Annotated in this window: 16 protein-coding genes; 9 read left to right on the forward strand and 7 right to left on the reverse strand. The window is 68.4% G+C overall.

All coding sequences use genetic code 11. The features are described 5' to 3' along the window. Position 1: 1 nt before the first annotated feature. The gene (locus tag GLP40_RS10655; RefSeq protein ID WP_328289974.1) at positions 2–757 is read right to left on the reverse strand and encodes a glucose 1-dehydrogenase; all 756 of its coding nucleotides are present in this window, start codon (positions 755–757) and stop codon (positions 2–4) included. Positions 758–990: 233 nt separating this feature from the next. Here GLP40_RS10655 and GLP40_RS10660 point away from each other — a divergent pair, with 233 nt between their 5' ends. The 3 genes from GLP40_RS10660 to GLP40_RS10670 all read left to right on the forward strand — a co-directional run bounded on the left by GLP40_RS10660 (position 991) and on the right by GLP40_RS10670 (position 3252). Then, positions 991–1746 (forward strand): SDR family NAD(P)-dependent oxidoreductase, encoded by a 756-nt coding sequence (locus GLP40_RS10660; protein ID WP_154787651.1) that lies wholly within the window; start codon positions 991–993, stop codon positions 1744–1746. A 26-nt stretch (positions 1747–1772) separates the two neighbouring features. Further along, positions 1773–2738: an alpha/beta hydrolase gene (locus tag GLP40_RS10665; protein ID WP_154787652.1), complete on the forward strand. Its 966-nt coding sequence runs from the start codon at positions 1773–1775 to the stop codon at positions 2736–2738. 61 nt (positions 2739–2799) lie between these two features. Then, a complete protein-coding gene (locus GLP40_RS10670; RefSeq protein ID WP_230329425.1) occupies positions 2800–3252 on the forward strand; it encodes a DUF4189 domain-containing protein in 453 nt (150 codons plus the stop codon). A 20-nt stretch (positions 3253–3272) separates the two neighbouring features. On the opposite strand, the gene GLP40_RS10675 is transcribed toward GLP40_RS10670, so the two are convergent. From GLP40_RS10675 to GLP40_RS10685, 3 genes are all read right to left on the reverse strand, one after another. Further along, positions 3273–3641 (reverse strand): DUF5313 family protein, encoded by a 369-nt coding sequence (locus GLP40_RS10675; RefSeq protein ID WP_154787653.1) that lies wholly within the window; start codon positions 3639–3641, stop codon positions 3273–3275. Next, a complete protein-coding gene (locus GLP40_RS10680; protein WP_154787654.1) occupies positions 3638–4150 on the reverse strand; it encodes a MarR family winged helix-turn-helix transcriptional regulator in 513 nt (170 codons plus the stop codon). The genes GLP40_RS10675 and GLP40_RS10680 overlap by 4 nt, the downstream gene beginning before the upstream one ends. A gap of 69 nt (positions 4151–4219) precedes the next feature. Next, entirely contained in the window at positions 4220–4645 is a 426-nt protein-coding gene (locus GLP40_RS10685; protein WP_196054609.1) for a nuclear transport factor 2 family protein, read from the reverse strand. Between the two features lie 85 nt (positions 4646–4730). On the opposite strand from GLP40_RS10685, the gene GLP40_RS10690 reads away from it, so the two are divergent. After that, complete coding sequence (locus GLP40_RS10690) at positions 4731–5285, forward strand: TetR/AcrR family transcriptional regulator (protein ID WP_328289975.1); 555 nt, start codon at positions 4731–4733, stop codon at positions 5283–5285. A gap of 380 nt (positions 5286–5665) precedes the next feature. After that, on the forward strand, positions 5666–6889 hold the full coding sequence (locus GLP40_RS10695) for an RtcB family protein (RefSeq protein WP_154787657.1): 1224 nt from the start codon (positions 5666–5668) through the stop codon (positions 6887–6889). A gap of 6 nt (positions 6890–6895) precedes the next feature. On the opposite strand, the gene GLP40_RS10700 is transcribed toward GLP40_RS10695, so the two are convergent. Both GLP40_RS10700 and GLP40_RS10705 read right to left on the reverse strand, forming a co-directional pair. After that, entirely contained in the window at positions 6896–7285 is a 390-nt protein-coding gene (locus GLP40_RS10700; protein WP_230329426.1) for a hypothetical protein, read from the reverse strand. Positions 7286–7492: 207 nt separating this feature from the next. After that, positions 7493–7786 (reverse strand): MBL fold metallo-hydrolase, encoded by a 294-nt coding sequence (locus GLP40_RS10705; RefSeq protein ID WP_154787659.1) that lies wholly within the window; start codon positions 7784–7786, stop codon positions 7493–7495. A 26-nt stretch (positions 7787–7812) separates the two neighbouring features. Here GLP40_RS10705 and GLP40_RS10710 point away from each other — a divergent pair, with 26 nt between their 5' ends. Both GLP40_RS10710 and GLP40_RS10715 read left to right on the forward strand, forming a co-directional pair. Next, the gene (locus tag GLP40_RS10710; protein WP_196054610.1) at positions 7813–8091 is read left to right on the forward strand and encodes a TetR-like C-terminal domain-containing protein; all 279 of its coding nucleotides are present in this window, start codon (positions 7813–7815) and stop codon (positions 8089–8091) included. A gap of 218 nt (positions 8092–8309) precedes the next feature. Then, the gene (locus GLP40_RS10715; RefSeq protein WP_154787816.1) at positions 8310–10427 is read left to right on the forward strand and encodes a RecQ family ATP-dependent DNA helicase; all 2118 of its coding nucleotides are present in this window, start codon (positions 8310–8312) and stop codon (positions 10425–10427) included. A gap of 122 nt (positions 10428–10549) precedes the next feature. Here GLP40_RS10715 and GLP40_RS10720 read toward each other — a convergent pair whose 3' ends face one another. Then, a complete protein-coding gene (locus tag GLP40_RS10720; RefSeq protein ID WP_154787661.1) occupies positions 10550–11032 on the reverse strand; it encodes a MarR family winged helix-turn-helix transcriptional regulator in 483 nt (160 codons plus the stop codon). Between the two features lie 112 nt (positions 11033–11144). Between GLP40_RS10720 and GLP40_RS10725 the strand changes: the two genes are divergently transcribed. Together GLP40_RS10725 and GLP40_RS10730 are read left to right on the forward strand one after the other, a co-directional pair. Further along, on the forward strand, positions 11145–11987 hold the full coding sequence (locus GLP40_RS10725) for an NAD(P)H-binding protein (protein ID WP_154787662.1): 843 nt from the start codon (positions 11145–11147) through the stop codon (positions 11985–11987). 114 nt (positions 11988–12101) lie between these two features. Continuing rightward, a complete protein-coding gene (locus GLP40_RS10730; RefSeq protein WP_154787663.1) occupies positions 12102–13202 on the forward strand; it encodes a methyltransferase in 1101 nt (366 codons plus the stop codon). The last annotated feature ends 82 nt before the right edge of the window (positions 13203–13284 follow it).

The following is a 13284-nucleotide window of genomic DNA, read 5'->3' on the forward strand; positions in this document are numbered from 1 at the left end:
CTTAATAGCCGCAGCTGGTCAGCATGCCGCCGTCGACGACGAATTCGCCGCCGGTGCAGTAGCTCGAGCCGTCCGAGGCCAGGAACAACGCCACCTCGGAGACCTCGGCCGGCTGACCCCAGCGCGGAATCGGCAATTCGGAGAAGAAGGTGTTGCCATCCACCCCGGACGCGCCCGCCACGGACGCGGTCATGGGGGTGGCGATGCCGCCGGGATGAATGGAGTTCACCCGGATACCCGAATGCCCCAGCTCCCGGGCGGCGGACTTGGTGAGCCCGCGCACCGCGAACTTGCTCGCGCTGTAGGCGGACAGACCGGCCGCACCGACGAAGCCCTCCACCGAGGAGACATTCACGATGGACCCGCCGCCGGCGGCGGTGAGCGCGGGCGCGGCGGTCCTGATGCCGAGGAAAGCGCCGGTGACGTTGATGTTCATGATGGTCGTGAACTCGTCCAGGCTCATCTCCACGATGCGCTTGAACCGCAGGATGCCGGCATTGTTGATGAGCACGTCCAGCTTTCCGAACCTGGTGGTCGCCTCGGAAACCGCTGCCTGCCAGTCACTTTCACTGGTCACGTCGTGGTGCACGTAGTGGACGGCGGCGCCGAGCTCGGCGGCGAGCGCCTTGCCCTCCTCGTCCAGCACATCACCGAACACGACCTTGGCGCCCTCGGCCACGAAGCGGCGTACATGCTCCGCTCCCATGCCCCGGGCGCCACCCGTCACCAGCGCTACCTTGCCGTCCAGCTGTCCCACCGAATCCGTCCTTCCTCTGCTCGTCAACCGACGCTAAGTCCGGATGCGGAACGCCGGCACGATGTGGTCCCGGCCACTGAGACATCCCGATGACCTGAGGCTTTGGGTGCAGTTGTATTCCGGTTAGGCATAAGCGGCCGGACGGGTGGGCAGCATCGCGGCGAGAAACTCATTCCCACTTCCGCACCGAATAGCACCGTCGCAACAAGTAGACGACACAGAAAGAAGTCGAAATGTCGGATCTGACAGGCAAAGTCGCCCTGATCACCGGCGCCGCCCGCGGCCAGGGCGCGGCCGAGGCGCGACTGTTCGTGGAGCGCGGCGCCAAGGTCGTCGTCACCGACGTGCTCGAGACCGAAGGCGAGCAGCTCGCCGAATCCCTGGGCGACGCAGCACGTTTCGTACGCCACGATGTCACCGACGCCGAGAGCTGGGATGCCGCCGTCAAGGTCGCCGTCGACACCTTCGGCAAGCTGGACGTGCTGGTGAACAACGCGGCCATCTACATCATGAAGCCGCTCACCGAGACCAGCGCCGAAGAGCTGGAACGGATTCTGAAGGTCAATCTGGTCGGCGCCTTCCACGGCATGAAGGCCGTGATGCCCGCCATGGCCGCGGCCGGCGGCGGCTCGATTGTGAACATCTCCTCACAGGCCGGGCTCGAGGGCCTGATGAACCATAGCGCGTACGGCTCCTCCAAATGGGGTCTGCGCGGCCTGTCCAAGATCGCCGCTCTGGAGCTGGGCCCGACCCGGATCCGGGTCAATTCGGTGCATCCCGGACCGATCGCCACCCCGATGGTGCCGTACCTGACCACCGGTCCCGGCAGCTTCCCGACTCTGCCGCTGGAGCGCACCGGCCTGCCCGAGGAGGTCGCCGAACTGGTGGCCTTCCTCGCCTCCGATGCCGCCGCCTATATCACCGGCGCCGAGGTCACCGTCGACGGCGGGCTCGCCGCGGGCAAGTTCATCCCGCGGAACATGCGGTAAGACAGCGCGATCCAGGAAGGCCCGCAATGCCCCTGTCTCCCGAATGGCAGACCTTCGTCGACGTTGCTACCGCGGCGTTCCCGGCGCTGGGCACCGAGGTGCTCGACGCCGCCGAAGCGCGGGCCTTCCTGGCCGCCCGTCCTGCCGCCGCCATCGATCCGATTCCCGTCGCGGGAGTGGAGGAATGGCTGGTTCCGGGCCCCGACGACGCACCCGAGGTAGCGGTGCGCCTGTACCGACCGCTGGACGCCGAACCCGTTCCGGCCGTGGTGGTCTTCTACCACGGCGGCGGATTCGTGCTGTGCGGCTTGGACTCTCACGATCGCTTCTGCCGCACCATGGCCAATGAGGCCGGGGTCATCGTGGCCTCGGTCGACTACCGCCGCGCACCCGACGCGCGGTTCCCGGCCGCGGCCGACGACGCCTACGCGGTGCTGCGCTGGATCGCCGACAATGCCGAGTCCCTGGGTGGCGATCCCGCCCGCGTCGCGGTAGCCGGAGACAGCGCGGGCGGCAATCTCGCCACCGTCGCCGCCATCACCGCGCGTGACAACGGCGGACCGGACGTCGCCTTCCAGCTGCTCATGTACCCGATGCTGGACCCGCGCTGCGACAGCCGGTCCTACGCCGACAATGCCGAGGGCTACTTCACGACGGCGGCCCATCTGCGTTGGTACTGGGAGCAATACCTGTTCTCGGATGCCGAGAAAGCCAACCCCTACGCCAATCCCACCATCGCCGACCTGTCCGGCCTCCCGCCCGCCCACATCGCCACCGCCGAATTCGATCCGCTGCGCGACGAGGGCGAAGCCTACGGACAACGGCTGCGCAAGGCGGGAGTCGAAACCGAGATCCATCGCTGGAACGGCACTGTACACGGGTTCATGTCCATGGCCTTGCATCTGCGAGAAACCCAGCGCGCCAATGCAACCGCGTTCACCGCCCTGCGTCGGGCCCTGGCGTGCGCACCGGTCGTCCGAAATTCCCCGTGAGTTCACGGGGCGACCGGTTAGCATCACCTGCGTTCGCATATCTGAAACGTCAGGAATTCTCTTGCCGGTTGCACGCCTCACCACCTCGGCGACAGACTGTGTCCGATTCACCACGGGGATAGCCGCGCTCACCGCGGCCATGGCCCTCGCCGCGGCGCTGGCCGGATCCGCCGGCGCCGCACCGCAGTCCTACGGCACGCTGGCCCTGTCCCGACTGAAGAACTCGGCGGTCGCCGACACCGGCACCAGCAAGGTCGCCGCCGACGCCGCCGCGATTCGCGACTGCGCCAGCTACGACTGCGAGATCGTGCTCCGCTTCACCGGCGGCTGCGGCGCCGTCGCCCAGGGCGCCGACGGCGCCTGGGGTTGGGCCCTCGGCGCGAGCCTCGACGAGGCCGAACAGAACGCCGTCACCGGCCTCGGCCAGAGCTCTCCCCCGTTCCCCGATCTGGGCAGCGCGCAGCCGCGCGCCGCCCACGTGGTCGCCAGCGCCTGCGCCGAGAACGGGCAGTAGCGGGGCTCTCGGTGCCAGGCTCAGTGCGGGTACTGGGCCTCGTAGGCCGCGCGTTCGGCGGCCCGGCGGGCGGCCCGGGTCGGGTTCTCCAGATCCTCGGGGAATCCGTGCTTCATCAGCCGGTGTGCCCGATTCATCGGCATGTAGGCCACGATGTAGAACAGCGCCAGCAGCATGCCGAGCAGGATCACCGCCAGCTTCAGCCACAACTCTCCCGGAAGCAGGAGCGCCAGAGCGAACAGCGGAATCAGCGGCACCAGCTGGCGCACGATGTGCCGCGGCACCGCCCACTGGCCGGTGAGGTCATTGCGCACCCACTCCCGCAGATCCTCGGGCAACACGCGCCCGTACGAGTAGCCGAGCCACTGAATAGGGTTGGGGCGCTTCATTTCCGGTTTCCCTTCTTCGATCCGGCCTGCTCGCCGTCCGCCAAGACCGATCGTCGCGCTGCCGTATTGACCCGCTCGAGCACCTCGCGCAGTTCCTCGAGATCGGCCAGGCTCACCCCCAAGCGCGCCACCACGGCGGGCGGAATCCTCTCGGCCTCCGCACGCAGCTCACGCCCGGCCTCGGTCAGATCCACGACCAGATTGCGTTCGTCGTGGCTGTCGCGCCGCCGGGTGATGAGTCCCGCCGACTCCAGCCGCTTGAGCAGCGGCGAGAGCGTCGGGGAATCGAGCTGGATGGCCTCGCCGATGTCCTTGACCGACATCGGCGCCTCACCCCACAGCGCCAGCATCACCAGATACTGCGGATGAGTCAGACCCATCGGCTCGAGCAGCGGCCGATACACCGCCAGCACCGCCCGATTGGCGACGGCCAGCGCGAAGCACACTTGCCGGTCCAGCCGCAGCGGGTCCTCGACCTCCAACTCCACCGGTCGGCCCTCCTCGATCATCTTGGTTAGCGCAACAATAGTTAATGCACTAACTATTAGTCGACGACCGAATAGGTGAGAGAGGTCACATCAGCCCTGCCTCGCCTGCCGCACAGCCAGGATCCGACCGGTGTCCATGTAGTCACGGAAGAGCGTGACCAGGCCGTTCCGCACGCGAATCACATTGACGGAGCTGCGAAACCAGCCCCGCCCCCCACCCGGGCGGGTGATGTCGATGTCGTTCTCGACCACGAAGAGTTCCGGGTCGGTAGTCGCGTGGATATCGGGGCGGATGCCGTGGATCTCGATATCGGGCATGGCCGACCAGCGCGAGGCGAGGTACTCGCGAACCCGCTCACGACCCTCGATCCGGGTCGGCTCACCCGGAATCGGGAATGGGATCTCGAAGAGGACATCCGGGGCGAGCAGCGCGGCGAACCGGTCGGCATCGCGCGAGGGCAAGCCGAGGAAGAGGCGTTCGACGAGGTCACGAGGGGTTTCGATGGAAGTGGACACAGGGGCCTCCAAAAACGGAACGTTGGACCCGGTTAATATTCGGGGCGATCGCCCCGGTTGTCAATGGGTCGGTAGGCTGTCGGACGTGACGAACCGCCCCCTGCGCGCCGATGCCCGCCGCAATCGCGAGCGGGTCCTGGCCGCCGCCCAGGAAGCCTTTGCGGCCGAAGGCATCTCGGTACCGCTCGACGAGATCGCACGGCGGGCCGGCGTCGGGGCGGGCACGGTGTACCGCCACTTCCCCACCAAGGAGGCGCTTTTCGAGGCGGCCATCCTGGATCAGGTCGAGAAGATCACCGCGCACGCACGCGAACTGACCGGGGCCGAGGATCCGGGGGCGGTGTTCTTCGAATTCCTGGAGCGGCTGGTCCTCGGCGGCAGCCTCAAACGGGATCTGGCCGACGCGCTCCGAACCGGTGGCGGCGAATATCCGCGCACGGTGTCGGACGATTTGAAAGAGGCCCTGGGCATTCTGCTTTCGCGCGCCCAGCAGGCCGGGGCGGTGCGTCCGGAGATCACCGTGGACGATCTGCTGGCCATCATCAAGGGGGTATTCCTGGCGGTCCATGAGGCGGGGGCCGATCCCGGGCTGCGCGACCGCACCTTCGCCGTCATCGCGGACGGGCTCCGCGCGCGCTGATCGGTAGCCGAGAAGGGTGGATCACACACCTGTGTGAAATCGAGGAAATACCGCGGAATGAACTGACACAAGGGCGTCCAGCCCGCATGGTTCCGCGATGCCCGCGCGCTCGCCACCCGCACGATTTGATGCACCATCTGCCGACCGGTTGCCTCTCCGACACCTCGGCCCGGTGCGAATTGCACGAACCTTTCACCGATGTCGCCGTGAAATACCGCGGCTGAGGACATCGACCACACGGAACCATGTCCGCCGCAACGTTCCTGGAAGCCGTGCGGTCCGTCGGCCGATTTCGCCCAACCCGGACCGCCGAATAATGCGGTGCACCGGAACGGCCGGTCCACCTACCGTGGACGGCAGTCGAGAGGAAGGACAGTCCCATGTTTCCCGTCGAGCTGCGCGGTACTCGGGCGCAGACGCTCATGTGGGCCCACGAGCACGAGGTCGAACCGGCCGCGCTGCGGCAGCTGCGCAATATCGCGCAACTGGAGTGGGTGCACGGCGTACGGGTGATGCCGGACGTACACCTGGGCAAGGGGGCCACGGTCGGATCGGTCATCGCCATGCGGGACGCCGTCGCGCCCGCGGCGGTCGGGGTGGACATCGGCTGCGGAATGGAGGCCGTGCTCACCTCGCTGACGGCGGCCGACCTGCCCGACAACCTGCACTCGCTGCGGTCGCGGATCGAGGCGGCCGTGCCGGTCGGCTTCGCGGCACACGGCGATCCGGTGAACGTGAACCGATTGAACGCCGAGGTTTTCGGCCAGCGCGCGGCGGGCACCACGCTGCGGGCGGGGTGGGAGCGTTTCTGGAAGGCGTTCGAATCGCTGGATTCGGGCGTACAGGCGCGGGAATCCAAGGCGCACAAGCAGATGGGAACGCTGGGCGGAGGAAATCACTTCTGCGAGGTATGCCTGGATTCGGAGCAGCGCGTCTGGATCCTGCTGCACTCCGGGAGCCGCAATATCGGCAAGGAACTCGCCGAGCGGCACATGTCCGTGGCACGCACGCTGCCGCACAATGCGGATCTGCCGGACCGCGATCTCGCGGTATTCCTTTCCGGGACACCCGAAATGAACGCCTACCGGCGTGATCTGACCTGGGCGCAGGAATACGCGGCGCGCAACCGCGCCGTCATGCTGGCACTGGTCTGCAAGGCGGTGCGCGACGAATTTCATGGGCAGACCGTGCGATTCGACAATCCCATCTCCTGCCACCACAACTATGTGGCCGAGGAGGTCATCGACGGCATACCCATGCTCGTCACCCGCAAGGGCGCGGTACGGGCGGGAGCGGGTGATCTCGCGCTGATTCCCGGGTCGATGGGGACGCGCTCGTATGTGGTTCGGGGCAAGGGGAATCCGGCCTCGTTCCAGTCGGCCTCGCACGGCGCCGGGCGCCGGATGAGCCGCAATGCGGCCAAGCGGCAGTTCACCGTGGCCGACCTGGTCGCGCAGACCGAGGGCGTGGAGTCGCGCAAGGACGCCGGGGTGATCGACGAGATTCCCGCGGCCTACAAGGACATCGACCAGGTCATCGCGGCACAGTCCGACCTGGTCGACATTGTGGCCACGCTGCGGCAGGTGCTGTGCGTGAAGGGGTGAACCGGGTCAGCGGCGGCGGAAGGTCGCCGCTGCACCCGCCCCCACCAGCAGGATGCCCACGATGAGCGGGAATCCCGTTTGCAGCCACTGGAACAACGCGACATGCATGTCGTCGGAGACCGGCAGGTCGCCGATCAGGCGGAAGGTGTCGTCCGGGAAGATGACATGGATGATCCCGGGCAGCACCCCCCACACCAGCCCGGCGATGATGGTGCCCGCCGGGGAATAGGCGGCCAGGGCCGCCACCAAGAGGAACACGACCGCGGCGGCGAGGATCTCGAAGGTAGAGCCGACGCGGTCGGCGAAATCCCCGAGAATCGTCCACTGCCTGGTCCCGGCCGCGCCGCGCGCGGCGAGTGCGATGCCGACGGGGGTCAGGATCAACCCCGCCAGCATGCCGGTCACCGTCCGCGAAGCGCCTCCACTACTGCGAAACTCTGCGCCCGGCGGAGTCCACCCCGCGGGCGACGGAAACTTCTCCGGCATCAGCGTCTCCCTGCGCACCCCGGACGCCCTTCGTGCCCGGAACCCTATTGTGCGTCCGCGCACGGGATTCCGCGCGATCTTGACCCCACCGCGGCCAACGCGGTCTCCACCGGTGTTCTACAGGGCGAATGATTGTCCGGTTGGAAGGATTTGCACGATTGTCTCCGGCGCGAGATCGGCCGCGGCGGCACGGAAGTGCCGCGCGCCGTTCCGGTCGCCCTTGGTCATGATGCGATCGCCGAGGGGACCGCTGGAGAACGCGTAGTGGATCGGGATGGCCAGGCGTGGGCGCAGGGTCCGGGTCAGGTCGGCGGCCTCGACCGCGTCCATGACCACCTGCTTGTTCAGGGCCGGACGGATGCGCAGGCCGTTGACGGGCAGAAACCGATGGCGCTGCGCGCCTTTCGGCACTGTGTCACGCCTTCGTCGACTACGGCGTGGCCCACCCCGGGCACTATCGCGTGCTGTTCGGCACCGCCGGAACCCCAGGCTGGGAACCGACCACCGGCCAGCTGCCCGGCCTGCCGACCATCCGCCTGCTGGCCGCCACCGCGACCGCCGCCGGCGCTTTGGACCCCGACGCCACGGCCCAATGCCTCTGGGCGGGTATGCACGGCCTCATCACCCTTCGCCAGGACCGGCCCAGCTTCCCCTGGTTGCCCCTCGATCGCCTGGTCGACACCCTCGTCCAGGCCCATCTGGCCGCGGGCCGCTGACCCTCCTGCCCGGATCCGCGCGCCCCTTGTGCGCCGCCCGCCCAGGGGGGTGGCGCACAAGGGGCGGCGCAGTAGGGGCGAAGTTCGCCGAATATGCGGGCGGCGGCAGTCCGGTGTCGGTGCCGTGGGGCACGATGGAGCGCGTGACCTCGACCGCCCCTTCCCCCTCGCCCGATCCTTCGGCCACCGCGGCGACCGACGCGTCGCGCCCGTCGTCCATGGCCGCCGACCGGCATTCGGGTGGATCGGCTTCCGATCATCCGGCGGGCGGTCTGCGTGCGGACGCCGAGGCGCTGCTGCGCGAGCTCGCGGGGCCCGAGGCTCGGTTACGAGAGGATCAGTGGACCGCGATCGAAGCCCTGGTGGTGCGGCGACGGCGGGCGTTGGTGGTACAGCGGACCGGATGGGGAAAGTCCGCGGTCTACTTCATTTCCGCCAAGCTGTTGCGGGCGCAAGGGCGAGGGCCGACGGTGATCGTGTCACCACTACTGGCCCTGATGCGGAACCAGGTGGCGGCGGCCGAGCGGGCGGGAGTCGTTGCGGCGACCATCAACTCGGGCAATGTCACCGAGTGGGACGAGATCCACGCGCGAGTGGCGGCCGAGGATGTCGATGTACTGCTGGTGAGTCCGGAGCGGTTGAACAATCCGGACTTCCGGGACTCGGTCCTGCCCAAACTGGCGGCGGACGCGGGGCTGGTGGTGATCGACGAGGCGCACTGCGTGTCCGACTGGGGGCACGACTTCCGGCCGGACTATCGGCGCATCCGCACGCTCATCGCCGATCTCGGATCCGAGGTCCCGGTGCTGGCGACCACGGCCACTGCCAACGACCGCGTGGTCACCGATGTGGCGACCCAGATCGGCACGGACACCCTGGTGCTGCGCGGCAGCCTGGACCGGGAGTCGCTGCACCTGTCGGTGGTGCGCATCCCCGATGCGGTGCAGCGCACCGCCTGGCTCAGCCGGCGGCTGCACGAGCTCCCGGGCTCCGGCATCGTCTATACGCTCACGGTGGCCGCGGCCCACGATCTCGCCGACGTCCTGAACTCGCACGGACACCACGTGGCCGCCTACACCGGGCAGACCGACCCCACCGAACGCGAAGCCCTCGAGGCCGCACTGCTCAACAACGAGGTGAAGGCGCTCATCGCCACCTCGGCGCTCGGAATGGGTTTCGACAAGCCCGATCTCGGCTTCGTCGTGCATCTCGGTGCGCCTTCCTCCCCCATCTCCTACTACCAGCAGGTGGGCCGCGCGGGCCGCGGCACCGAACGGGCCGAGGTCGTGCTGCTGCCCGGTCACGAGGACCGTCAGATCTGGAGTTACTTCGCCTCGGTGGCCTTCCCGCGCGAACACATCGTGCGCTCGGTGCTCGCCGCCCTCGACACCGACCGGCCACTGTCCACAGCCGCTCTGGAACCGCTGGTGGAACTCAACCGCTCCCGCCTGGAGATGGTGCTCAAGGTGCTGGATGTGGACGGCGCGGTGCGCCGGGTGCGCGGCGGCTGGCTCGGCACCGGCAAGCCCTGGGTGTACGACACCGAACGTTACGAGCGGCTCAGCGCCGCCCGCGAGGCCGAGCAGCAGGCCATGATCGACTACGAGTCCACGCCCGAGTGCCGAATGACGTTCCTGCGCAGGCAACTCGACGATCCCGGCCTGGCTTCGGATGCCCGCTGCGGCCGCTGCGACAACTGCACCGGCGCCCGCCAGGACACCGCCGTGGACACCGCCGACCTGGCCGAGATCCGCACCCGCCTGGACCGCCCCGGCATCGACCTCGCGCCCCGCAAGCAGTGGCCCACCGGGCTGACCAAACTCGGAATCCCCCTGTCCGGCAAGATCACCGACGGCCCCGAGACCGGTCGGATTCTGGGCCGCCTCAGCAGCCTCGGCTGGGGCCAGCGCCTGCGCCCCCTCCTCGACGGTCCCGACGCCGCCATCCCCGACGAAGTCCTCCGTGCCTGCACCACCGTGCTGCGCGAATGGAATTGGGCACAGCGCCCGACTGCCGTCATGGCGCTGGACTCCGGCACCCGCCCGATCCTGACCCGCTCCCTCGCCGCCCGCCTCGCCGAGATCGGCCGCCTGCGAGACCTCGGCGTCCTCCACCTGCGCCCCGAGCTCCCACCCGTCTCGGCAGCCAACTCCGCGCATCGCGTGGCCGCCCTCCACAATGCCTGGGAGACACCGGATCTCAGCTTCTTCGACGGCCCCATCCTTCTGGTCGACGCGCTCACCGACACCGGCTGGACCTTCACCCTGGCCGCCCGCACCCTCCGCGCCGCGGGCGCCGCCGCCGTCTTACCCTTCGCGCTGGCGACGCCGAGCTGAGCGCCGCCCCGATCGCGAAGCGCCTCAGCATCTGCCGGCGGGCAGCTCGTCAGGCGATGGCCGCAACGCCTGACCCAGTGCCGATCGCACGGATCGATTGTGGGCGACGCGGCGAACTCACGCTAAGCATCGGCGGGCGGGCGGCGGTCCTTCAGGTTGTCGATGGCGTCGACGTAGCGGAGCATGAGCCGGGCGAAGTCGAGGCGATCCTGTTCGGACCAGTCGGCGGTGATGTATTCGTAGGCGGCGCGCTGCTGGCCACGGAAGCGTTGCATGAACTCCAGACCCCGCTCGCTCAGCTCGAGGACCGCGCGGCGGCCGTCGAGCTGGGAGGGGACGCGGAGCAGGTACCCGGCCTTGATGTTGTCGGTGACCATGCGGCTCGCGACCGAGGGGTCCACGCACATGCCGGCGGCGATGCCCCCCACCGTCATCTCCTGCCCCGTTTCCCGGGCGCAGCGCACCATGCCCAGCACGAGGGCGCGGGTCGAATCCTTGGTGGTGATGGGATTTTCGACCTCCTGCAGGACACCGCGACGGAGCTTCCCGAATGCCGGGCCGATGGCATCGAGCAGCTCGTCGGGAGTGCGGTCATCCTGCGTCATGGGCACATAGTATCGGCATGCATACAGGAACATATGTGTTGACGAGCAAATGTGTGCATGACAGCATGCATTTGTCCATATGCATGGATTCTCACTCGATCGGAGTACGCCCATGACCATCCTCGTCACCGGTGCCCGCGGCCAGATCGGCCGCGCCGTGCTCACCAGCCTGCATGCCCAGGGCCTGCCGGTCCGCGCGGCCAGCAAGGACCCGTCGGCCCTCAACCTCCCCGCCGGGATCCAGGCGGTCGCGCTACGCGACGACGACCCCGAAACCCTCACCGCCGCATTGGAGAACGTGCGCCAGGTCTTCCTCTACGCGAACCCGGCCACCGCCGACCTCTTCGTCAAGGCCGCCGAGCAGGCCGGAGTGGAGCACGTCGTACTGCTGTCCTCCTCCGCGGTCGACTCCCCCGACGCCGCGTCCAACCCCATAGGCGCAAGCCACCTGACGGTCGAAAAGGCGCTCGCCGCTTCGACTCTCACCACCACCACGCTGCGGCCCGGTGGATTCGACAGCAACGCCTTCGGCTGGATCCCGGCCGTCTCGGCCGGACAGCCGATCGAACACGCCTACCCCGACGCCGCCCTGGCCATGATCCACCCGCTGGATATCGCCGACATCGCCGTCGCCGCCCTCACCGGCGCCGAATTGCGCGGCCGCACAGTCAAGCTCACCGGGCCCGAGGCGATCAGCTTCCGCGCGCAGATCGCCGCCCTGTCCGAGGCCATCGGCCGCGAGATCCCGATCGCCGCTATCACCCCGGCGGAGGCGGAGGCCCAGCTGTCCCGCACCATGCCGCCCTACATCGTGAAAGCCCTGCTGACCATCTGGAGCCTCACCACCGATCAGCCCGAAACCCCCGCCGACACCACCGAGACCCTGCTCGGCGTCCCCGCCCGCACCTTCGGGCAGTGGGCCCGCGAGAACGCCGCCGCCTTCACCGCCCCCTGAGCCGCGCCACGCCGGGGAGGTTGCCCGGCGGTCGCGGAAACCACTGCCCACCAGGGGCGCAACGCGTAGGCTCAGAAACTCCCGCAGCCGCCGAACGATCCCGGGAAGGTCACCATGGCGTCGGCATCTCCCAAGGCTCCACCGCTTCCGATCGTGCGCACGCTCTCACTGGTCCGCGACGGGCTGGCCGCACTACAGCGTCGGCTGATGCCCGGTCATATCGCGCTGCTGGATATCTCCACGGCCGGGTACGTGACCCAGGCGGTCGCGGCGGCGGCGGAGCTCGGGATCGCCGATGCGCTCGCCGATAGGCCCAAGCAGCCGGGTGAGCTCGCTCGGGCGCTCGGTGTCGACGAGGCGGCACTGCGGCGGCTGATGCGCTTCCTGATCAGCTTCGCGGTCTTCGCACAGCGAGGAGACGGAGCCTATCGGCTGACCCGTATTTCGCGGGGCCTGCGCGGCGACGCTGCGGTATCGCTGCGCGATCTATTCCTGGTCTTGGGATCCGAACTGCACCGCAAGCATTGGTCATACCTCGCCGAGTCCGTACGCACCGGGCACGGGCTCTGGCTCGAGCTGGACGGAATGCCGTTCTTCGAATACGCCGATGCGCATCCGGAGGTCGGGGATGCCTTCGACCGCGCAATGACCAGCGTCAGCAGCCTCGCCGCCGAACCGCTGCAGGCCGCCTACGATTTCGGACGGTACGGATCGATCGTGGATATCGGCGGTGGGCGCGGCAGCCTGCTCGTCGACATCCTGCGGCGGCATCCGTCCATGCGCGGCACCATCTTCGAGCTGCCGCGCGTCGCGGGGAATCTTGCCGAGGGATTGGCAGAGCCCGGACTGTCCGGGCGGCTCACCGTCGAAACCGGTGACTTCTTCGAATCGGTGCCCAAGGGCGCGGACGCCTACCTCCTCAAACACATCATCCATGATTGGTCGGACGAGGACGCCGAGCGCATTCTGCGTACCGTGCGCAGCGCCATGGAAACCGAAGCGCGCCTGCTCATTATCGACATCGTCCTACCGGATCATCAGCGCCCCCACCCGGGCAAGATGACCGATCTGGAAATGCTGGTGAATACCGACGGCGGTCGGGAACGCACCCAGACCGAATTCGGAGACCTGCTGTCCCGCAGCGGTTTCGTGCTCACCAAGGTCATCCCGACCGCCGCCCCCGACTGCGTGATCGAGGCACGCCCCTCCTGGTGAGGAAGACACCTGCGCCGGGCCTGTGAATGCGTAATTCACACGCCCGGCGCGGGCGTCCTGCCACCCGGATGCGCTGACGGCG

The organism is Nocardia aurantiaca (assembly GCF_009708175.1).
GTDB lineage: Bacteria > Actinomycetota > Actinomycetes > Mycobacteriales > Mycobacteriaceae > Nocardia > Nocardia aurantiaca.

Bases quoted from the DNA above. Each gene is read 5' to 3' on its own strand.
- GLP40_RS10725 (WP_154787662.1), top strand. From the start codon at position 11,145: ATGACCATCCTCGTCACCGGTGCCCGCGGCCAGATCGGCCGCGCCGTG.
- GLP40_RS10730 (WP_154787663.1), top strand. From the start codon at position 12,102: ATGGCGTCGGCATCTCCCAAGGCTCCACCGCTTCCGATCGTGCGCACG.
- GLP40_RS10695 (WP_154787657.1), top strand. From the start codon at position 5,666: ATGTTTCCCGTCGAGCTGCGCGGTACTCGGGCGCAGACGCTCATGTGG.
- GLP40_RS10680 (WP_154787654.1), bottom strand. From the start codon at position 4,150: ATGATCGAGGAGGGCCGACCGGTGGAGTTGGAGGTCGAGGACCCGCTG.
- GLP40_RS10720 (WP_154787661.1), bottom strand. From the start codon at position 11,032: ATGACGCAGGATGACCGCACTCCCGACGAGCTGCTCGATGCCATCGGC.
- GLP40_RS10675 (WP_154787653.1), bottom strand. From the start codon at position 3,641: ATGAAGCGCCCCAACCCTATTCAGTGGCTCGGCTACTCGTACGGGCGC.
- GLP40_RS10700 (WP_230329426.1), bottom strand. From the start codon at position 7,285: ATGCTGGCGGGGTTGATCCTGACCCCCGTCGGCATCGCACTCGCCGCG.
- GLP40_RS10660 (WP_154787651.1), top strand. From the start codon at position 991: ATGTCGGATCTGACAGGCAAAGTCGCCCTGATCACCGGCGCCGCCCGC.
- GLP40_RS10715 (WP_154787816.1), top strand. From the start codon at position 8,310: ATGGCCGCCGACCGGCATTCGGGTGGATCGGCTTCCGATCATCCGGCG.
- GLP40_RS10665 (WP_154787652.1), top strand. From the start codon at position 1,773: ATGCCCCTGTCTCCCGAATGGCAGACCTTCGTCGACGTTGCTACCGCG.